The organism is Streptomyces sp. AC602_WCS936 (assembly GCF_019049125.1).
In the GTDB taxonomy this organism is placed as follows: domain Bacteria; phylum Actinomycetota; class Actinomycetes; order Streptomycetales; family Streptomycetaceae; genus Streptomyces.
This window is the reverse complement of the sequence record NZ_JAGMUF010000062.1, coordinates 1-18,022: the sequence shown is the minus strand read 5'-3', so window position 1 is coordinate 18,022 and position 18,022 is coordinate 1. Positions and strand designations below refer to the sequence as shown.

Sequence of the window (18,022 nt, the reverse complement as noted above, 5' to 3'; positions counted from 1 at the left end):
CATCTCGGCCAGTAACGAGCCGAGACTTCCGCAACACCTGCGTTCCCATGCCTGACCAGCGGAATCCGCACACGGGGTTCGGAAAGAGAACGACCTCTAAAGCCGTGGAGCCGACCGTCCCAGCCACAGAGGGTGTCTCCCCACTTCATGCCCGCAGCCGCCGAGCGCGCCGCCGGGCGCGGCCAGCCGGGGCGCAGACAGGAGGCGGGCCGCGCCGTTGAGGCGGCGCGCGCCCGCGCCGTGCGCGGGCCTTGATGAAGTAGGGAAAGTCTTATCCCGCTGGGATGAGGTGCTTGCCGTCGTGGCTTCGTACGTGGGGGCCAGCCCCGTCTAGGGCGTCCAGGAGTCTGATGGCGTAGACCTCGGACATGCGGTTGCTGACCTCGTCGGGTGTGAGCCAGGAGACGGCTGTGGATTCGCTTGAGGTGCGTTCGGTGCCGCCGGAGGGCTTGCAGCGGAAGACCAGGGCGACGATGCCTCGGGTGGTGTTCTTGTAGACGCCGGTGAGTTCGTCGACCTCGACGTGGATGCCGGTCTCTTCCCAGACTTCGCGGGCTACGCCGGTCTCTGGGGTCTCGTTGAGTTCGAGTACGCCGCCGGGGAGTTCCCAGGTGCCGTTGTCGGCTCGGCGGATCGCCAGGAGGCGGCCGTCTTCGCGCACGACGACTCCGGCTACGGATACGGAGTGCAGGGGCGTCGACGTTGCTTCCTGTGGTTGACTCATGTACAGGAGCATAGGAGGCAGAGAAGGACTATGGGAACTGCGGTAGAGGGGGGCAGGTCCGGGCCTCGGTACGTGCAGATCGCGGACGAGATCGTGCGGCAGATCCGGGCGGGTGTGCTCAAGCCCGGTGACATGGTGCCGAGTGAATCGGAGCTGGTGGAGCGCTACGGCGTGTCCGGGGGCACGATCCGCAAGGCCATGGTCGAGGTGCGGGCGAGCGGGCTCGTCGAGACCCGGCACGGTAAGGGGTCCATCGTGAAGGACCGGCCGCCGGTGCGGCACCGTTCCTCCGATCGCTTCCGGCGTTCGCTTCGTCAGGGTGGCAAGGCCGCGTACCTCGCGGAGTCCGCGCAGTCCGGTGCCACGGCCAAGGTGAGCGTCCTCTACATCGGGCCCATGGAAGCCCCCGCGGATGCCGCTCAGCGGCTCGGCGTTCCCGCCGGCACTCAGGTGCTTGCCCGGCGGCGCCTCTACTTCCGCAACGGCACCCCGGTCGAGACTGCCTCCTCCTACCTCCCGTGGGACGTCGTCAAGGACATCCCCGAGCTGTTCGCCGAGAACCCCGGCGGCGGTGGCATTTACGCTCGACTCGAAGACCACGGGCATGAGTTCGCCGAGTTCGTCGAGACGCTGCAAGCGCGGCCGGCCTCCAAGGCTGAAGCCTCCGAGCTGGCTCTGAGTCCGGGTGCGCCGGTGGTTCATCTGACCCGGGAGGCCCGTACGACGGCTGGAGTCGTGGTGGAGGTCTGCGACACGCTCATGGCTGCTGACCAGTTCGTTTTCGAGTACCGGATCCCTGCCGCCGACTGACGCTCGCTCAACTTCTCGCAACCCGTCGTGACTTCGATGTCCCGGCGGGTTGACTCATGTACAGGAGTGATGCACTCTTCTTCATGTCACTCATATACATGAGTGACGGAGTTCAGCATCGATAGAGGAGTGTTCTGCTGTGCGTCAGATCCCCGTCGACACCTCCGCCGCGACCGTGATGGTTGCCAAGACCCCGCAGCCCAAGGTGCGTGACCGCCGTACCGGTGAGATCGCCACTGACGCCGAGACCGGCGCGAAGCTGATGACCGTGGACGTGATGTTCGCGGCCAGCGACGAAGTCGAGATCCTGTCCGTCACCGTCCCGGAGACCGGCATCTCCGGTGACCTGACCATGGGCACCCCGGCCGCGCTCACGGGGCTGGTCGCCCGGCCGTGGGAGAACGAGTTCAACGGCCAGAAGCGGCACGGCATCGCCTTCCGCGCGGTCGCCGTCACCTCGCTGGCCAACACGGGCACGGCCTCGAAGGCGGCCTGAGCCATGATGTGGCCGACGGTCTTACTGCTGGTGGTCGTCGCCGCTGCGGGTCTCCTGCGGTGGCGGCGTCCCGCCTGGTACTGGCTGACCTTCGGGGTCACCTTCGCTGTCGTGCGCGTCCTGGTCCGCTACGCCTCCGTCATGGAGGCCTGCGGGCTGACGGTCCCGCCCTCGCGCTGGCGCCTCATGCTGGCCCGGGTAGCCAACCGCCCGGCACCGGAGTCCCGCGCGCCGCGCATCCTGCGGCTGCGGCCCACCCACACCGGCCTGGTCCTCCGGCTCAAACTCCGCTCTGGACAGGACGCCTTCGACGTCGCCGCCGCCTCGGACCGGCTGCGCCACTCCTTCGGGATGTACGGCGTCACCTCCCGTGAGCTGCGTTCCGGTGTGGTCGAGATCCGGATGACCGGCTACGACGTGCTCAAGCGGGTGCAGATGCCGGCCAAGACCGACACCCGCCCAATGTGCGTGCCGGTCGCGCTGCGGGAGGACGGCTCGGTGCACTACCGCGACTACCGCGCTGTCCCGCACGGTCTGACCCTCGGTGCCACGGAGTCCGGCAAGTCCGTCTATCAGCGCAACCTCGTCGCCGGGCTCGCCCCGCACCATGTCGCGCTGGTCGGCATCGACTGCAAGCAAGGGGTCGAGCTGTTCCCGCTGGCCCGCCGGTTCTCCGCGCTCGCCGACAACCCGGACACCGCGCTGGAGCTGCTGGAGGCGCTGGTCTCCCACATGCAGGACGTGTACCAGCTCATCCGCGCCGAGCAGCGGATCAGCGTCGCCGTGCCGGATGCGGAGATCGCCGCCGATATCTGGGACCTGCCCGAGGACCTTAGGCCGGTGCCGGTCGTCGTCCTGGTCGACGAGGTCGCCGAACTCGCCCTCTTCGCCAGCAAGGAGGAAGAGAAGCGCCGGGACCGGATCATCACCGCCCTGGTCCGCCTTGCCCAGCTCGGCCGCGCAGCCGGCGTCTACCTGGAAATCTGCGGGCAGCGCTTCGGCTCCGAACTCGGCAAGGGCATCACCATGCTCCGCGCCCAGCTCACCGGCCGCACCGCCCACCGCGTCAACGACGAGACGTCCGCGAACATGACCTTCGGCGACATCGCCCCGGACGCCGTCCTCGCCGCCATCCAGATTCCCGCCGAGACACGCGGCATCGCCATCGCCGGGGACTCCACCGGCGGCTGGCACCGCATCCGCGCCCCGCACACCACGCTGCGCCAGGCCGTGAACGTCTGCAGCAAGCACGCCGACCGCACCCCCGAGCTGCCCGCCCTCGCGCCCTTCCGGCCCGCGGTCGCTGCGCTGCCCTCGGCCCGCGTGCCGCTGTCCAAGACAGCCCCCGCCACCGCCTGACACCCCTCCCCCTCCCACGGTCGGCGCGACCGTCCTTCGCGCCGGGTCCCTACCCCCGCCATGCCTGATCACAGGAAGGAACCGTGATGGCCCGCCCCGCTCTCCGTATCGACGCCGTACTCGTTCAGGCCGTCATCGCCGGGGCGCTGTCCTTCGCCCACCTCCACGACCTCGCCGCCGCTGCCGGACAGACCGGCTGGAAGGCCTGGGCCTATCCCGTCTCGGTCGACCTGCTCCTGATCGCCGCCTGGCGACGGCTGCGTGCCGACGGGCCGTCCCGGCTGGCCTGGTGCTGGTTCCTCATCGCCCTGGTCGCATCGCTGGGCGCCAATGTCGCCACCGCAGGGCTCCTCGACCTCGGCGACGTCCCGGCCTGGCTGCGCATCCTCGTCGCCGCCTGGCCCGCCTTGGCCTTCATGGGCGGCACCCTCCTCGCCCACTCGCCCGCGGACCCCGCCCCGACTCCGCCGGCACCCTCCGTCCCGACTCCGGACCCCGCGCCCGAGACGGCCGCCGCTGAGCCGCGCCCGGCGCCCGAACCTCCCGTCGTCTCGCAGATCGAGGAAGCCCCTGCTCTGCCCACGGCCGTGCCGGTCCCGGCCGCGCTCGTCGACCACGCTCGCAAGGTCGCCGACGACCACCACGCTCGCACCGGCGCCCCGATCGACACCGACACCCTCCGCGCCCGCCTCGGCGTCCCGCCTCACCTCGCCGACGTCATCGCTGCCCAACTCAAATGACATGACCGCGACACGAGAGGAGATCGACTGACATGCCCGCCCGCGACTTCTTCCACTCCGTCATGCGGATCGGCCCCGTGCAGATCGGCACCCACCGCGACCGCCGAGGCCAGACCAAACACGCCGCCGTGTGCACCAACGACCGCTGCGGCTGGTCCGCCGACTACTCCAGCCAGTCCGCCGCACAGCTCGCCGCCCGCACCCACCGCTGCCGCGTCAGCTAGGAGGCCACCCGATGAACGTCCCGCTCTGGCTCGCGCTCCTCGCCGTCGGCTACCTCGGCGTCAAGCTCATCCGCCCGCCCTGGTGGCTCATCGCCGTACTGCTCCTTGGCGGCTTCCTGATTGCCGACAGCGTGCTGGCCCCCGTCGTCAACGGCTTCGTCAAGTAGCACAACTCGAAGGGAGAACGCCGATGCTCCGCCCGAAGATCCCGACTAACCCCACGCCCGCCCGCCACCTCACGCCGCCCGTGCTCGTGGAGCCGACCGCCGTCGTACCGAGTGCGCAGGTTCCGCCTCCTGCTCCGGTCGCTCCTGCGCCGTCCCGGCCCACGGTGCAGCTCACCCCCGGCACCGCCCTCGCCCTCGTCGGCGGCGGAACGGCCGTCGTCCTGGTCGTCGGCGCCGTTCTCGTCTCGATGCTCCTGGCCGTCGCCATCACCGGCGCCTCGGTCGCCGTCTGCGCCCTGGTGATCCGCTCCCTCGTCCACGCCGACGCCAAGCGACGCTGACCGGCCCCCGGGCGGCCTCGATACCGCCAAGCACCCGCCGCCCGGGCGCCGTCCCCAACCGATCTCACAACCGGAAGGAAGCACCCAGCATGGCGCACCGCGCCCCGACCGCGCATGCCCCGCTGCTCGACCCGACCGCCCTCGGTGACCTCCTCCGCGTCGCGTCCGCCCCCGACTACACCCGCTGGGAAGAGCAGATCCGCCGCACCGGCGGTTGCTCCGACCCCGTCCACCTCACCGGCTGGACCCTCCACAAGGACAAGACCACCGGCGAGACCCTGCACCACTACACGACCGCCGTTGAGCCCGGTGGACGCCTCCGCCTCGCCTGCGGCAACCGCCGCGCCTCCCGCTGCTCCTCCTGCGCCTGGACCTACGCGGGCGACACCTACCACCTCATCCGCGCGGGCCTGGCCGGAGACGACTGCCGAGATGTCCCCGCCACGGTCCGGGATCACCCGCGCGTGTTCGCCACACTCACCGCTCCCTCCTTCGGCCCGGTCCACAACCGGCCCGACCACGGCACATGCCGCTGCGGCACCCAACACGCCCCCAACGCCCCGGAACTGGGGACTGCCCTCGACCCGACCACGTACGACTACGCGGGTGCCGTCCTGTTCAACAACCACGCCGGGCAGCTCTGGCAGCGCTTCACCACCCGTCTGCGTCGCGAACTCGCCGCCCGCGCTGGCCTCACCCGCCGAGAACTCGCCGACCGCGTTCGTGTCTCGTACGGCAAGGTCGCCGAGTTTCAGAAGCGCGGTGCCCTGCACTTCCATGCGGTGATCCGGCTCGACGGACCGGACGGACCAGGAACGCCCCCGCCTGCCTGGGCAACGGTCGGCCTCCTCGCCGACGCGATCCACGCCGCTGCGGCGCACTCCTATACGTCCGTCTCCGTCCCGGCCGCAGGGGACCAACCGGCCCGGTCCTTCCGCTGGGGCACACAGCTCGACGTGCGCCCGGTGAAAGCCTTCGGCGACGGCTCCGACATCACCGAACAGGCCGTCGCCTCCTACGTCGCCAAGTACTCCACCAAAGCCGCTGAGAACACCGGCACGCTTGACCGCCGTATCGGCGAACTCGCGGAACTCGATCGCCACCAGGTCCCGGACCACACGCGCCGACTCATCACCGCATGCCGCGACCTGGACCGCCTCTACCCGGACCGGCGCCTCTGGGCCTGGGCGCACATGCTCGGCTTCCGCGGCCACTTCTCCTCAAAGTCCCGCCGTTACTCCACCACCCTCGGCGCCCTCCGCCAGACACGCGCCGACTACCGCGCCGCACAGGAACACACCGCCCTCGCCCTGGACGACCGCGAGCCGGACACCGTCCTCGTCCTCACCGACTGGCAGTACGCCGGACACGGCCACACCCCCGGTGAATCCGCCCTCGCCGCCACCATCGCCCGGGACCTCCAGCTCAACCGAGAAACGGCACGCGAAGCACTGCAAGACCAACTGGCCATGGAAGGAGCCGCAGCATGACCACCGTCACTGCCACCGCCGAACTGCTGACCGTGCCGGAAGTCATGGCGCGTCTCAAGGTCGGACGCTCAAAGGTCTATGACCTGATCCGCTCGCGACGCCTCGTCTCGATCAAGATCGATGGGGCGCGTCGCATCCCCGCTGCCGCTGTTCGCGACTTCGTCCTCGGCCAGATCGAGGAGGCTGCCTGATGGCTGCTCCGCGCAAGCGCAATCCGAATGGCGCCGGCACCATCACCAAGCGCAAGGACGGCCGGTATCAGTGCGCCGTGTACGTCCTCCAGCCGGACGGAACCCGTGCTCGCAAGTTCGCCTACGGCAAGACCTGGGCCGAGTGCGACGTCAAGCGCCGGGAGCTGCTGGCCAAGGTGGACCAGGGCGTGCCCGTGCCTACCAAGTCGGCCAAGCTCTCCGAGTGGTTGCCTTACTGGCTGGACAACGTCATCAAGCCTCGGCGGAAGCTCAGCACGTACGACAAGTACGAGGCGCACGTCCGGCTCTACCTCGTTCCGCTGCTTGGCGCCAAGCGGCTCGAATCCCTCGGCGTCGCCGACGTACGCCGCTTCCTCGTCCGCCTGGAGAAGGAGACGACTGCGGCAACCGCCAAGGAATCTCACCGCGTCCTCCGGTCGGCACTGTCCTCCGCCTGTCGCGAGGAGCTGATCACGCGCAACGTGGCCAAGCTGGTCGAGCCGCCTCGCACCGACAACCGCGAACTGAAGCCCTGGACCCTTGACGAGACTTTGGACTTCCTCGCGGCCTCCCGTAAGGACCCGCTGTACGCGGCCTTCGTGCTTGCCATCGCTATGGGACTCCGCCGAGGAGAGATCATCGGCCTGCGCTGGTCAGACCTCGACCTCGACAATCGTGTTCTCTACGTCCGCCAGCAGACGCAACGGCGTCGGGGTGTCCTCTACGACGACGATCCGAAGAGCCGCCGTCGCCGAGCCGTCCCGCTGCCCGCCCTCTGCATCGCGCCCCTGCGCTGGCACCGGATGCGGCAGGCGGCTGCTCGGATCAAGGCAGGGGAGCAGTGGCAGGAGTCCGGTTACGTCTTCACCACGCGTACCGGCCGCCAGGTCGAGCCGCGGAACGTCTACCGCTCCTTCACCCGCGTCGCCGAGTCCGCCGACCTCCGCGTCATCCGGCTGCACGATGCTCGGCATGGCACCGCCACGCTCCTCACGGCGGCTGGAGTCGCGCCCCGTGTCGTGATGGAGATCCTCGGACACTCGCAGATCAGCATCACCATGGATGTCTACACGCACGTCGTGCAGGACACGCAGCGCGAGGCCATGAGTCACATGGACCGGCTGCTCAGGAAGCGGCGCCCTGATCGTGGGTGATCGCCCGCGTTGATGTCAGAAGTGGATGTCAAAGGCCCCGGACCAAGATCGGTCCGGGGCCTTTTGTCTGGTGCCCCCGGCAGGATTCGAACCTGCGACACCCGCTTTAGGAGAGCGGTGCTCTATCCCCTGAGCTACGAAGGCGCGGCGGCACGACGTGGTGCCGCCGTCGACAGTGTAGCGGTTGGTCAGGTGAGGGGGACCGGGCGGAAGCGGCCCGCCGCGCTCAGGTCGGCCTCGATGTGGGCGGCGGTTTGGCGGAGGGGCGGGAGTATGTCCGTCACGCAGGCGTCTGCCGTGCGGCGGGCGGCGTGCATCGCGACGTTGAGGGCGGCGACGACGTGGCCCTCGCGGTCGTGGACCGGGACGGCGAGGGAGCGCAGGCCGGCCTCCAGTTCCTCGTCGACCAGGGCGTAGCCGGCGGTGCGTGTCTCGGGGAGGGCGAGGAGGACGCGGCCCAGGGCGGTCGCGTGGGCCGGGAGGCGGGTGCCGAGCGCGATGTGGGCGCTCAGGACGCGGCCGGTGGATGCCCGGGCCGTGTACTGGATCTCCTCGCCCGAGTCGGACAGGACGGCCAGCGCGGCCGACTCGTGGACGCGGTCGGCGAGGGCGGTCAGGTGGGGCTGGGCGATCTGGGGGAGGGAGGTGCGGGAGAGGGGTGGGAAGCCGAGGGAGAGGACGCGGGGGGTGAGGGTGAAGGTGTGGTCGGCGGTTCGTCGTCGTACCAGGCCTGCGTGTTCGTGGGTGATCAGGGCTCGGCGGGCGGTGGCGCGGGTCAGGCCCGTCGCCTTCGCGACCTCGGTGAGGGTGAGGGCCGGGCGGTTCTCGTCGAAGGCCGTGAGCACGGTGAGGCCGCGGGCCAGGGATTCGACGAAGTCCCTGCCGAGTAGCTGCTTCGACGCGCCCGTCCACGTGGCCAGTCCGGCCGGGGGCGGTGCCGGGTGCAGGGGCGGGGCGGTGTGCAGGGTGTGCTCCATCGAGCGGACCGCCTCGCGGAGGCGGGGGAGGAGGGCTGTGCGCAGGTCGTCCGCCGTGTGCCGGCTGGTGTGGCTGACGACGCTCGCCACGCAGGCCGGAGCGCCGGTGCGGGGGTCGCGTACGGGGACGGAGACCGCGACCAGGCCCGGTTCGATCAGTTGGTCGTCCAGGGAGTAGCCGGCGGTCGCCGCCGTGGTCGTACGGTGTGTGAAGTCCGAGTCGGGGGTGGGGTGTTCGGCCGGGGGGACGGCCGGGAAGGTGCGGTCTTCCGGGTCGGCTGCTCTGCGGGTGTGCCAGTGGTGCCAGTCGGTGTCCGTCCACTCCGTGGCGAACAGCGGGCCGGGGGCCGTGCGTTCGGCGGGGAGGAGGTCGCCGATGCGGAAGCTGAGGGACATCGCGCGGCGGCGGGTGGCCTGGTGGATGAAGCGGATGCCGTCCCCGTCGGCGACCGCCAGGGAGACCGACTCGTCCAGCTCGTCGGCCAGCGCGTCGGCGCGGGCGGAGAGCAGGGCGGGGAGGCGGAGGGCGGCCAGGTAGGCGTTGCCCAGTTCCGTCAGGCGGGGGGCGAGGCTCACGTCGCGGCCGTCGAGGCGGACGTAGCCCATGCGGGCGAGGGTGGCCGTGACGCGGTCGACCGTGGAGCGGGCCAGGCCGGTGGCCTTCTCCAGGCCGCTGAGGCTGAGGGTGCCGTCGCGCGCCTCGGTGAGGTGGTGGAGTACGGCGATGCCGCGCAGGAGGGGGGTCACCGCCTCGGCGGGCGGGTCCGTGTCCGCGGTCGGTGCGGTGCCGGTACTGGAGCCGTCCGGTGGGGTGTCGTTGGTGAGGTCGGCGGGCATCGGGTCTCCGGTGTCTCCGGTACGGCGGTCGCGGCGGGCCCGCCTACCGTATGCCGCCGCAGGGCGGCGCCGGTCGTCACCGCCGGGTGACGCGCACCTGGTGGTCGCCCTTCGCGTCGGCTCCCGAGACCGCGATCGTGATGCCGTGGCGCGGGTCCTTGAAGGTCTCGCCGGGAGTGAAGGCGGCGTCCGAGAGTTCGGCGTGGACGTTCGGGGCGCGGGTGCAGCCGCCGCTGTCCTGCCGGGAGTCGTAGACGGTCACCGGGCCCATGCCCGTGTCCACGTCCGCGTCGACCTTGTAGATCAGGATGCCGGGCCGGCAGACCACCTCGTCGTTGCCTTCGCGGGTGCGCAGTTCGATCGCGTACCCGGACTCCGCGTCCAGCGGCACGACCACCAGTTTGTCGCCGCCCTTGCGGGCCAGCGGGGTCAGTGTGTACTCCGTCGTCCCCGGTGCCGACGCGCAGTGCACCTGGGTGCGGTCGAGCCAGCCCAGCTTCCACTTGTGCCAGCCGAGGAGGTCGTTGTTGGCGCCCCAGTCCTCGCTCATGATGTCCCAGTGGCCGACGGCTCCTCCGCCCTCCTGGGTGTAGAGGTCGGGGAGGCCGAAGACGTGGCCGTTCTCGTGGGGCAGGACGCGGTAGCCGGTCTCGTCGTAGGAGCCGGAGCCGTCGTCCTGGCGGGAGTATACGAAGGAGGCGTTGGCGACGGGGACGCCGTCGGCGACCGGTGCCTCCGCGTTGCCGGCGAAGGTGACGGACAGGACCGTGTCCAGGGCGGAGGGGCCCGCGTTCGGGGTGACCAGGACGTTCACGAGGTCGTACGCGCGGAAGTCGACCTTCGCGTCGGCCTCCGAGACCAGGTCCTCGACCAGTTGGCGGTAGCCGGGCTCGAAGGGGGCGCCGCGCTCTATGCCGTACTCGGCGAACGACTTCGGCATGCGCAGCCAGTCCTTGATCGGCGTCTCGGGGCGGTAGTCGAGGCGGCCGTAGGAACTGGTGCGGAACCATTCCTCGGTCTGCGGGAAGAACTCCGCGTAGCGGTCCATCGCCTTGCCCTCGCCGGGGGCGTCGGAGAAGTCGATCATCAGGTTGAGGGCGCGGACGGTGCCCGTGGAGGGGGCGTAGCCGGCGGAGGTGGGGACGCCCTCGGACATCTGGATCTCGGGGCCGCCGCTGATCATGCAGGGGCCGTGCGCGGAGGAGCGGGAGAGGGCCGCGGGGCCGGGGCCCGCCGCCGTGGTGTCCGGAGCGAGCCGGCCGGTGCCGGCCGAGGTGCTGACCGCGAAGGTCACGGCGGTGACGGTCGCGATCGCGGCGAGCCTGCGCGGGCGTATCCGGCGGCTCGACGGCTGCGCCGGCGGCTGCGGCTGCATGCGGACCTCCCGGACCACGGCAGCCGCCCGACTCCGGCTGCACCCTTGCGCTCACCCTGTGCCGAGGGGTGGGCGGGCGCGCGCTGGAGGAGCCGATCGTGGGTTTCTCGCCGGTAGCCACCGGCCGGGGGGAGGGCAGGGCACGGACCGCCCCGGTGTGTGACTCAGGTCACGGGATGTTTCTTCGTGCGTGGGAAATAACCGGGGATCGTTTCCCCGTTTAGCCAGGTGTCCGAGCGAAACGGGGACTCCCTCCCCGGATCGCCCACCCGATGTCCGAGGAGTACGCCGTGCAGACCGCAGCCCCCGAGCGCCAGAAGGTGACCCGGCCCCGCGCCGACGCCCTGCGCAACCGGGAGCGGATCGTCACCGCCGCCCGGGAGATGTTCGTGGAGCACGGGCCCGACGTGCCGCTCGACGACGTCGCCCGCCGGGCCGGCGTCGGCAACGCCACGGTGTACCGCAACTTCCCCGACCGCGACGCCCTCGTCCGCGAGGTCGTCTGCTCGGTCATGGACCGTACGGCACGGGCGGCGGAGCTCGCGCTCGCGGAGACCGGGGACGCGTTCGAGGCGCTGGAGCGCTTCGTGCACGTCGCCGCCGACGAGCGGATCAGCGCCCTGTGCCCGATGGTGTCCAGCACGTTCGACCAGCACCACCCCGACCTGGAGGCGGCGCGTGAACGGGTCGAGCGGCTCGTCGCCGAGGTCATGGACCGGGCGAAGGCGGCCGGCCAGCTCCGTACCGATGTGGGCGTGGGGGATCTGATGATCGCCGCGGCCCAGCTCAGCCGGCCCCCGGCCGGTACGGGGTGCCTGAGCGCCGACCGGTTCGTCCACCGCCACCTGCAACTGTTCCTGGACGGGCTGCGGGCTCCGGCCCGCTCCGCCCTGCCGGGCGCGGTCGTGACCATGGAGGACCTGCGCCGGCCCTGCGACCAGTAGTTCCGCGACCACTCATTCCGCGACCAGCAATTCCGCGACCAGCAATTCCGCGACCAGTAGTTCCGCGGAGACCTCACCGGGATTCACGTCCGGCCGGAGGGCGGCGGCTCCCGTAGCCGTCGCCCCGGGTCGGGCCGCGTCCCAGTCGTCCCTTTACTCACCTTTTTCCGTCACGAAGTCCCGAAGTGGGTATCCCCATGTCTCAAACAGCCGTCAAGGCCTCCGGCGTCACCGACGCCCCGGACGCCGGACGCTGGAAAGCGCTCGTCTTCATCGCGCTCGCCCAGCTGATGGTGGTCCTCGACGCCACCATCGTGAACATCGCGCTGCCCTCCGCGCAGCAGGACCTCGGCATCTCCGACGGCAACCGGCAGTGGGTCGTCACGGCCTACGCCCTCGCCTTCGGCGGACTGCTGCTCTTCGGCGGCCGGATAGCCGACCTGTGGGGCCGCAAGCGCACCTTCGTCGTGGGCCTGGCCGGCTTCGCCGTCGCCTCGGCGCTCGGCGGTGCGGCCACCAACGAGGCCATGATGTTCGGCTCCCGCGCCCTCCAGGGCGTCTTCGGCGCCCTGCTCGCGCCCGCCGCGCTCTCCCTGCTCGCCGTGATGTTCACGGACGCCAAGGAGCGAGCCAAGGCGTTCGGCATCTACGGTGCGATCGCCGGTGGCGGCGGTGCCGTCGGTCTGATCCTCGGCGGTTTCCTCACCGAGTACCTGAACTGGCGCTGGACGTTCTTCGTCAACATCCCGTTCGCCGTGGTCGCCGCGGCCGGTGCGTACCTGGTCATCCGTGAGCCGAAGGGCGGCCGCAACCGCTCGCCGCTCGACGTCCCCGGCGTGATCCTGTCCACCCTGGGTCTGGTCGCGCTCGTCTACGGCTTCACCCGCGCCGAGTCCGACGGCTGGAGCGACGCGGTGACGGTCGGCATGTTCGTCGGCTCGGCCGTGCTGCTGCTGGCCTTCGTGATCGTCGAGTCCCGGGTCAAGGCCCCGCTGCTGCCGCTGCGCGTGATCACCGAGCGCAACCGGGGCGGGGTCTACCTCTCGCTGGGCCTGGCGATCATCGCGATGTTCGGCCTGTTCCTCTTCCTGACCTACTACCTGCAGATCGTGAAGGGCTACACGCCGGTCAAGACCGGCTTCGCCTTCCTGCCGATGATCGCGGGCATGATCACGGGCTCCACGCAGATCGGCACCCGCCTGATGACCCGGGTCGCGCCCCGGCTGCTGATGGGCCCCGGCTTCCTGGTCGCCGCCGTCGGCATGCTGTTCCTGACCCAGCTGGAGATCGACACCTCCTACGCCGGTGTGCTGCTGCCCGGCATGCTGCTGCTCGGCCTCGGCATGGGTACGGCGTTCATGCCGGCGATGTCCATGGCCACGCAGGGTGTCGAGCCGCGGGACGCCGGTGTCGCCTCCGCCATGGTCAACACCTCGCAGCAGGTGGGTGGCGCGATCGGCACGGCGCTGCTGAACACCATCGCCGCCTCGGCCACCACGTCCTACATCGCCGACCACATCGGCGGCGCCGCCGGCCGGTCCCAGCAGCAGCTGGTCCAGCTGGAGGGTCAGGTGCAGGGCTACACCAGCGCGATCTGGTTCGCCGTCGGCATCCTGGTCGTGGCGGCCGTGATCGCCCTGACCCTCATCAACGCCGGTCGTCCGGGCGGCACCGCCGTCACCGGGTCCGGTGCGGGCGACGCGGCCGAGGAGGAACTGCCGGTGCCGGTCGTCGCCCACTGACGACGCCGGACGCGTTACCCCCTCGGGCCCCCTGTTCCATCCGTGCGCGGGGGGAGGGGACGCCCTCCGCGCACGGTTCCCAGGACCTGCCCCGGCCGCGCGCTCAGCGCAGCCAGGGCAGGTCCGCACCCGCTTCGCGGGGCTGGAGTCCCTCGGCGACGATCCGCATGATCTCGCCGAGGGACTTCTGCTGTTCCGGCGTGAGACGGTCGAACACGGCCTGGCGCACGGCCTCCACGTGGCCCGGCGCGGTCTGCCCCAGTACCGCGTACCCCTCCTCCGTGAGCACGGCGAACTGGCCCCGCTTGTCGGAGGGGCAGTTCTCGCGGCGCACCCAGCCGCTCTTCTCCAGGCGGGCGATCGCGTGCGAGAGGCGGGAGCGGGTGATCTTGGCGTACCGGGCCAGCTCCGTCATCCGCAGCCGCCGCCGCGGTGACTCGGCGAGCTTGACCAGCAGTCCGTAGTAGACGTGCGGCATCCCCGCGTCGCGCTGGAGCTGGCGGTCGAGATGGTCCTCCAGGAGGGTGGCCGCCTCGATGTAGGAACGCCAGACGCGCTGCTCCTCGGCGGTGAGCCAGCGGGGCTCGTCGGCGGAGGGCGGGATGGGTGCCGTGTTCATGTATCCATGGTACGAGTCCTTGAACTTTAAACAAGGAACCCTTAGATTTGCCTACGAGGAAGAGCTTGAGGGTTCAAGTAGCCCAGTGACCTGAACAACTGGAGTCGCCCCGTGTCCGCCACCGCCCAGGAGCGCATGCCCGCCCTCTACCTGAGCCACGGCGCGCCGCCCCTCGCCGACGACCCCCTCTGGCCCGGCGAACTGGCCGCCTGGGCCGCCGCACTGCCCCGCCCCAAAGCGATCCTCGTCGTCTCCGCCCACTGGGAGGAGGCCCCGCTCGCCCTCGGCGCCACCCGGACCGTCCCCCTGGTCTACGACTTCTGGGGCTTCCCGGAGCACTACTACCGGGTGCGCTACGAGGCCCCCGGCGCCCCCGCGCTCGCCGAGTCCGTACGCAAGCTGCTGCGCGCCCCCGGTACGCCCGTGCAGGACGTGCCCGACCGCGGGCTCGACCACGGCGCGTACGTGCCGCTGGTCGAGATGTACCCCGGCGCCGACATCCCCGTCCTCCAGGTCTCCATGCCGACCCTCGACCCGGAGCGGCTGATGGAGACCGGCCGCAGGCTCGCGCCGCTGCGCGACGAGGGCGTGCTGATCATCGGCTCCGGCTTCTTCACCCACAACCTGGCCGCGCTGCGCCAGGCCGGCGTCCCCTCCTGGTCCGCCGAGTTCGACGACTGGGGCCGGCGCGCGCTGGAGGCCGGTGACGTGGACGCGCTGCTCGACTTCGCCCGCAAGTCCCCGGCGGGCCTGCTCGCCCACCCGCGCACCGAGCACTTCGCCCCGCTGTTCGTGACCATGGGCGCGGCGGACGCGGCCGGTGAGCTGGATCTGCAGCGGTCCGTGATCGACGGGTTCTGGATGGGGCTGGCCAAGCGGTCGGTGCAGTTCGGCTGAGCGCGGGGGCGTCGGCCGCGGGGCTACAGCGGCTTCTCGTACCAGGCCACGTCCCAGTACCGGCCGAACTTGCGGCCCACCTCCCGGTACGTGCCGACGTACCGGAAGCCGAGGCGCTCGTGCAGCCGGGCGGAGGCCTCGTTCGGCTGGGCGATGCCCGCGTAGGCGCGGTGCAGGTCCTCGCCGGCCAGGGCCTCGAAGAGGGACGCGTAGAGCAGGGTGCCGATGCCCCGGCCGCCGGCGCCGGGGGCGACGTAGACCGTGGTCTCCACCGAGGTGCGGTAGGCGGGCTTGGCGCGATAAGGGCTCGATGTGGCGTACCCCAGGATTTCCCGTGACTCGGCGTCCGTGGCAACCCTGAGCCGGTGGGGGCCGTCTTCAGGGTGGGAGAGCAGCCAAGGGCGGCGCTCTTCCGGGGTGAACGGCTCGGTGTCGAACGTGATGGGCGTCTCACGTACGTAGTGGTTGTAGAGGTCGGTGAGGGCCTTGAGGTCGTCCTCGATTCCCGGCCTGACCTGGACCTCCGTACGTCCCGCCGGCATCACGCCTCCTCGTGTGGCGGCACAGGGTACTGCATGATCAGAAAAATCGGGGGGCGGGTTGGGAATTCTGTCCGGATTCCAGTCGTTGTTTCCATCGGATGCAGGGCACCCGAGGAGAGTCCCGGGAGTGGCCGGAGCGCAGATCCGGGACCGGAGACAACCCCAGACGGTGCCGAACGTCCACAGGACCACCCGCTGAACCACCATCGCAAGGGAGCACGCATGGCAACCCGTGCCGTCGCCCGTCGTAAGTCCGCCACCGGCGAGACGGCCGACGCGGCAACCAGCGTCCGCGCAGGCAGCGGCGAGCTCGCCGACCGCGATCTGGTCGGCATGTACCTCGACGAGATCGCACGGACACCGCTGCTCGACGCCGCCAAGGAGGTCGAGCTGTCCCAGACCATCGAAGCGGGTGTGTTCGCGCGGCAGGTCCTCGAAGGCTACGAGGAGACCGGGGCGGACGCCACCCGGGAGGAGCTCCAGGCCCTGATCGACGAGAGCGAGCGGGCGAAGGACGTCTTCATCCGCTCCAACCTCCGGCTGGTCGTGGCGGTCGCCCGGCGCTACCCGCGCAGCGGCCTGCCGCTCCTCGACCTGATCCAGGAGGGCAATGCGGGCCTGGTCCGCGCGGTCGAGAAGTTCGACTACCGCAAGGGCTTCAAGTTCTCGACGTACGCCACCTGGTGGATCCGTCAGGCCATCACCCGCTCCATCGCGGACCAGTCGCGCACCATCCGGCTCCCCGTCCACCTGGTGGAGGAGCTGGGCCGCATCCGGCGCGTGCAGCGGGAGTTCAACCGGGAGCACGGCCGCGAGCCGGAGCCCGCGGAGATCGCCGCCGAGCTCGGCTCGAAGCCGGAGCGCGTCACCGACGTCCTCGACTGGGCCCGCGACCCCGTCTCGCTGAACATGTCGGTGGACGACGAGGGCGAGACCCAGTTCGGCGACCTGCTGGAGGACACCTCCGCCGTGTCGCCCGAGCAGTCGGTGCTGACGCTGCTGCGCAGCGAGGAGCTGGACGACCTCATCGGCCGCCTCGACCCGCGCACGGCCTCCATCATCAAGATGCGGTACGGCATCGACGACGGCCGGGAGCGTACGCTGACCGAGGTCGGCAAGGAGCACGGCCTCACCCGTGAGCGCATCCGGCAGATCGAGAAGCACGCGCTGCTGGAGCTGAAGAAGCTGGCCCGCGACACCGGCTTCGAGGCCGCGGCGTAGAACAGACCCCGAGCGCGGTGTGGCGGGCCGGTGACCTGCCCGCCGTGATGAGGGGGCGTGACGTGACGCGTGGGGCGTACGCCGGTGGCCGAACCCCGCGCAAACATGGCCGTACAACGCTGCTTCAACCGGCGGGGGCCCGGGAACAAGAACACCGGGCCCAGTGATTCGGCCCCGGGGCACCCGCTCCGGACCGGGCCTTGTGCCCCTCCAGGACCACGTCCCGACGCACTCCCCCCGGCGCCGGGACTTTCCCGAGCCGGGCTCGGCGCCTCTCCCCCCGGGGCGCCGCAGCCCGGCTCCCTCCGTTTCCGGACCGCTCCGCAGCGGGGCACCCCGGACCTGAACCCCGGGGTGACCCGCCGAATGGCAGATTCTGTCACAGCGGCATAGCCTGCCGAAGTGAGCAGCACCATCCCGGCCTCTCCCGCGTCCGAACCGTCCGATTCCGGCCTCGGTGCCGGGCCTCTTTCCCTGACCGAGCGGCGCAAGGCCGCGACCCGGATGGAGATCGCCCGCGCGGCGGCCGGCCTCTTCGTGCGCCAGGGCCTGCGGGCGACCCGGGCGGAGGACATCGCCCGCGCCGCGGGAGTCGCCCCGCGCACCTTCTACCGCTACTTCGCGACCAAGGAGGAGGCCGTCGCCCCGCTCTACGCCCTCGGCGCCGAGCGCTGGGCGGCCGCGGTGCGCGCCGCTCCGCCCGAGCTGTCCGTGCCCGACGCCCTGGAACACGCCGTACGGCACACGCTGACGCCCGGCGCCGGGGTGTCGGCGCCGTCCTGGGAGTGGGCCCGCACGCTGATCCGCCTGGCCGAGACCAGCCCGGCGCTGCGGAAGGTGTGGGCGGAGGTGTGCATGATCGCCGAACGGGGGCTGGTGGAGGTGCTGGCGGCACGGCTGTCCGACGGTGACGACAACGTTGCCGAGCGGCTGGCGAGCTCCCCGGAGCTGCACTTCGCGGCCGCGGTGGCGGGCGCGGCGGTGCGGGTGGCGGTGGAGCACTGGGCGGACGGCGGGGCAGGGGCGGAGAGCCCCGTCGAGCCGGCGCTGCGAAACCTGGCAGGGCTGCGGGCGTTCGCCTGGGAGGGGCGCGGGGCTGCGGCTGGGGGATAACGGGCGGGTGGGGCGGCGGTGCGTGGGTGCGGGGTGCAGCCGCGTGGCGGGGTGGGAGG

20 protein-coding genes and 1 tRNA gene are annotated in these 18,022 nt (G+C 71.1%); 15 read left to right on the top strand and 6 right to left on the bottom strand.

Going from position 1 to position 18,022, the window contains the following annotated elements:
* Positions 1–271 precede the first annotated feature (271 nt).
* Positions 272–736 (bottom strand): NUDIX hydrolase, encoded by a 465-nt coding sequence (locus KUM03_RS21675; RefSeq protein ID WP_217250943.1) that lies wholly within the window; start codon positions 734–736, stop codon positions 272–274.
* 18 nt (positions 737–754) lie between these two features.
* On the opposite strand from KUM03_RS21675, the gene KUM03_RS21670 reads away from it, so the two are divergent.
* From KUM03_RS21670 to KUM03_RS21625, 10 genes are all read left to right on the top strand, one after another.
* Entirely contained in the window at positions 755–1,534 is a 780-nt protein-coding gene (locus KUM03_RS21670) for a GntR family transcriptional regulator (RefSeq protein WP_217250942.1), read from the top strand.
* Positions 1,535–1,673: 139 nt separating this feature from the next.
* Complete coding sequence (locus tag KUM03_RS21665; protein ID WP_217250941.1) at positions 1,674–2,030, top strand: hypothetical protein; 357 nt, start codon at positions 1,674–1,676, stop codon at positions 2,028–2,030.
* 3 nt (positions 2,031–2,033) lie between these two features.
* Positions 2,034–3,389, top strand: a complete 1,356-nt coding sequence (locus tag KUM03_RS21660) for an FtsK/SpoIIIE domain-containing protein (RefSeq protein ID WP_217250940.1) — start codon at positions 2,034–2,036, stop codon at positions 3,387–3,389.
* 86 nt (positions 3,390–3,475) lie between these two features.
* On the top strand, positions 3,476–4,129 hold the full coding sequence (locus KUM03_RS21655) for a DUF2637 domain-containing protein (RefSeq protein WP_217250939.1): 654 nt from the start codon (positions 3,476–3,478) through the stop codon (positions 4,127–4,129).
* A 32-nt stretch (positions 4,130–4,161) separates the two neighbouring features.
* On the top strand, positions 4,162–4,353 hold the full coding sequence (locus KUM03_RS21650) for a mobile element transfer protein (protein ID WP_007388789.1): 192 nt from the start codon (positions 4,162–4,164) through the stop codon (positions 4,351–4,353).
* An 11-nt stretch (positions 4,354–4,364) separates the two neighbouring features.
* On the top strand, positions 4,365–4,520 hold the full coding sequence (locus KUM03_RS21645; RefSeq protein ID WP_093456560.1) for a hypothetical protein: 156 nt from the start codon (positions 4,365–4,367) through the stop codon (positions 4,518–4,520).
* 23 nt (positions 4,521–4,543) lie between these two features.
* The gene (locus KUM03_RS21640; protein WP_217250938.1) at positions 4,544–4,861 is read left to right on the top strand and encodes a SpdD-like protein; all 318 of its coding nucleotides are present in this window, start codon (positions 4,544–4,546) and stop codon (positions 4,859–4,861) included.
* A gap of 89 nt (positions 4,862–4,950) precedes the next feature.
* Positions 4,951–6,351, top strand: a complete 1,401-nt coding sequence (gene repSA / locus KUM03_RS21635) for a replication initiator protein RepSA (RefSeq protein WP_217250937.1) — start codon at positions 4,951–4,953, stop codon at positions 6,349–6,351.
* On the top strand, positions 6,348–6,542 hold the full coding sequence (locus KUM03_RS21630; RefSeq protein WP_217250936.1) for a helix-turn-helix domain-containing protein: 195 nt from the start codon (positions 6,348–6,350) through the stop codon (positions 6,540–6,542). The genes repSA and KUM03_RS21630 overlap by 4 nt, the downstream gene beginning before the upstream one ends.
* Positions 6,542–7,696: a site-specific integrase gene (locus tag KUM03_RS21625; protein WP_217250935.1), complete on the top strand. Its 1,155-nt coding sequence runs from the start codon at positions 6,542–6,544 to the stop codon at positions 7,694–7,696. Before KUM03_RS21630 ends, KUM03_RS21625 begins: the two co-directional genes overlap by 1 nt.
* A gap of 68 nt (positions 7,697–7,764) precedes the next feature.
* Here KUM03_RS21625 and KUM03_RS21620 read toward each other — a convergent pair.
* The 3 genes from KUM03_RS21620 to KUM03_RS21610 all read right to left on the bottom strand — a co-directional run bounded on the left by KUM03_RS21620 (position 7,765) and on the right by KUM03_RS21610 (position 10,885).
* Positions 7,765–7,840, bottom strand: a tRNA-Arg gene (locus tag KUM03_RS21620).
* A 44-nt stretch (positions 7,841–7,884) separates the two neighbouring features.
* Positions 7,885–9,510, bottom strand: a complete 1,626-nt coding sequence (locus tag KUM03_RS21615; RefSeq protein ID WP_217250934.1) for an IclR family transcriptional regulator C-terminal domain-containing protein — start codon at positions 9,508–9,510, stop codon at positions 7,885–7,887.
* 76 nt (positions 9,511–9,586) lie between these two features.
* Positions 9,587–10,885, bottom strand: coding sequence for a M6 family metalloprotease domain-containing protein (locus tag KUM03_RS21610; protein ID WP_217250933.1), 1,299 nt, complete (start codon positions 10,883–10,885; stop codon positions 9,587–9,589).
* Between the two features lie 290 nt (positions 10,886–11,175).
* On the opposite strand from KUM03_RS21610, the gene KUM03_RS21605 reads away from it, so the two are divergent.
* Together KUM03_RS21605 and KUM03_RS21600 are read left to right on the top strand one after the other, a co-directional pair.
* A complete protein-coding gene (locus tag KUM03_RS21605; protein WP_217250932.1) occupies positions 11,176–11,829 on the top strand; it encodes a TetR/AcrR family transcriptional regulator in 654 nt (217 codons plus the stop codon).
* Between the two features lie 197 nt (positions 11,830–12,026).
* Entirely contained in the window at positions 12,027–13,571 is a 1,545-nt protein-coding gene (locus KUM03_RS21600; protein WP_217250931.1) for an MFS transporter, read from the top strand.
* Between the two features lie 103 nt (positions 13,572–13,674).
* On the opposite strand, the gene KUM03_RS21595 is transcribed toward KUM03_RS21600, so the two are convergent.
* Positions 13,675–14,190 carry a MarR family winged helix-turn-helix transcriptional regulator gene (locus tag KUM03_RS21595; protein WP_217250930.1) on the bottom strand — a complete coding sequence of 172 codons (516 nt, stop codon included), beginning with the start codon at positions 14,188–14,190 and terminating at the stop codon, positions 13,675–13,677.
* A 135-nt stretch (positions 14,191–14,325) separates the two neighbouring features.
* Here KUM03_RS21595 and KUM03_RS21590 point away from each other — a divergent pair, with 135 nt between their 5' ends.
* Positions 14,326–15,087 (top strand): class III extradiol ring-cleavage dioxygenase, encoded by a 762-nt coding sequence (locus KUM03_RS21590; RefSeq protein WP_217250945.1) that lies wholly within the window; start codon positions 14,326–14,328, stop codon positions 15,085–15,087.
* A gap of 23 nt (positions 15,088–15,110) precedes the next feature.
* On the opposite strand, the gene KUM03_RS21585 is transcribed toward KUM03_RS21590, so the two are convergent.
* Positions 15,111–15,629: a GNAT family N-acetyltransferase gene (locus tag KUM03_RS21585; protein ID WP_217250929.1), complete on the bottom strand. Its 519-nt coding sequence runs from the start codon at positions 15,627–15,629 to the stop codon at positions 15,111–15,113.
* 222 nt (positions 15,630–15,851) lie between these two features.
* Between KUM03_RS21585 and KUM03_RS21580 the strand changes: the two genes are divergently transcribed.
* Positions 15,852–16,850: an RNA polymerase sigma factor RpoD/SigA gene (locus KUM03_RS21580; RefSeq protein WP_217250928.1), complete on the top strand. Its 999-nt coding sequence runs from the start codon at positions 15,852–15,854 to the stop codon at positions 16,848–16,850.
* Positions 16,851–17,252: 402 nt separating this feature from the next.
* Complete coding sequence (locus KUM03_RS21575) at positions 17,253–17,963, top strand: TetR family transcriptional regulator (RefSeq protein WP_308406375.1); 711 nt, start codon at positions 17,253–17,255, stop codon at positions 17,961–17,963.
* The last annotated feature ends 59 nt before the right edge of the window (positions 17,964–18,022 follow it).

Coding starts and splice junctions, on each gene's coding strand:
- KUM03_RS21580 (WP_217250928.1), top strand. CDS start 15,852: ATGGCAACCCGTGCCGTCGCCCGTCGTAAGTCCGCCACCGGCGAGACG.
- KUM03_RS21630 (WP_217250936.1), top strand. CDS start 6,348: ATGACCACCGTCACTGCCACCGCCGAACTGCTGACCGTGCCGGAAGTC.
- KUM03_RS21655 (WP_217250939.1), top strand. CDS start 3,476: ATGGCCCGCCCCGCTCTCCGTATCGACGCCGTACTCGTTCAGGCCGTC.
- KUM03_RS21590 (WP_217250945.1), top strand. CDS start 14,326: ATGCCCGCCCTCTACCTGAGCCACGGCGCGCCGCCCCTCGCCGACGAC.
- KUM03_RS21610 (WP_217250933.1), bottom strand. CDS start 10,885: ATGCAGCCGCAGCCGCCGGCGCAGCCGTCGAGCCGCCGGATACGCCCG.
- KUM03_RS21660 (WP_217250940.1), top strand. CDS start 2,034: ATGATGTGGCCGACGGTCTTACTGCTGGTGGTCGTCGCCGCTGCGGGT.
- KUM03_RS21585 (WP_217250929.1), bottom strand. CDS start 15,629: ATGCCGGCGGGACGTACGGAGGTCCAGGTCAGGCCGGGAATCGAGGAC.
- KUM03_RS21600 (WP_217250931.1), top strand. CDS start 12,027: ATGTCTCAAACAGCCGTCAAGGCCTCCGGCGTCACCGACGCCCCGGAC.
- KUM03_RS21675 (WP_217250943.1), bottom strand. CDS start 736: ATGCTCCTGTACATGAGTCAACCACAGGAAGCAACGTCGACGCCCCTG.
- KUM03_RS21670 (WP_217250942.1), top strand. CDS start 755: ATGGGAACTGCGGTAGAGGGGGGCAGGTCCGGGCCTCGGTACGTGCAG.
- KUM03_RS21645 (WP_093456560.1), top strand. CDS start 4,365: ATGAACGTCCCGCTCTGGCTCGCGCTCCTCGCCGTCGGCTACCTCGGC.
- repSA (WP_217250937.1), top strand. CDS start 4,951: ATGGCGCACCGCGCCCCGACCGCGCATGCCCCGCTGCTCGACCCGACC.
- KUM03_RS21615 (WP_217250934.1), bottom strand. CDS start 9,510: ATGCCCGCCGACCTCACCAACGACACCCCACCGGACGGCTCCAGTACC.
- KUM03_RS21625 (WP_217250935.1), top strand. CDS start 6,542: ATGGCTGCTCCGCGCAAGCGCAATCCGAATGGCGCCGGCACCATCACC.
- KUM03_RS21650 (WP_007388789.1), top strand. CDS start 4,162: ATGCCCGCCCGCGACTTCTTCCACTCCGTCATGCGGATCGGCCCCGTG.
- KUM03_RS21640 (WP_217250938.1), top strand. CDS start 4,544: ATGCTCCGCCCGAAGATCCCGACTAACCCCACGCCCGCCCGCCACCTC.
- KUM03_RS21595 (WP_217250930.1), bottom strand. CDS start 14,190: ATGAACACGGCACCCATCCCGCCCTCCGCCGACGAGCCCCGCTGGCTC.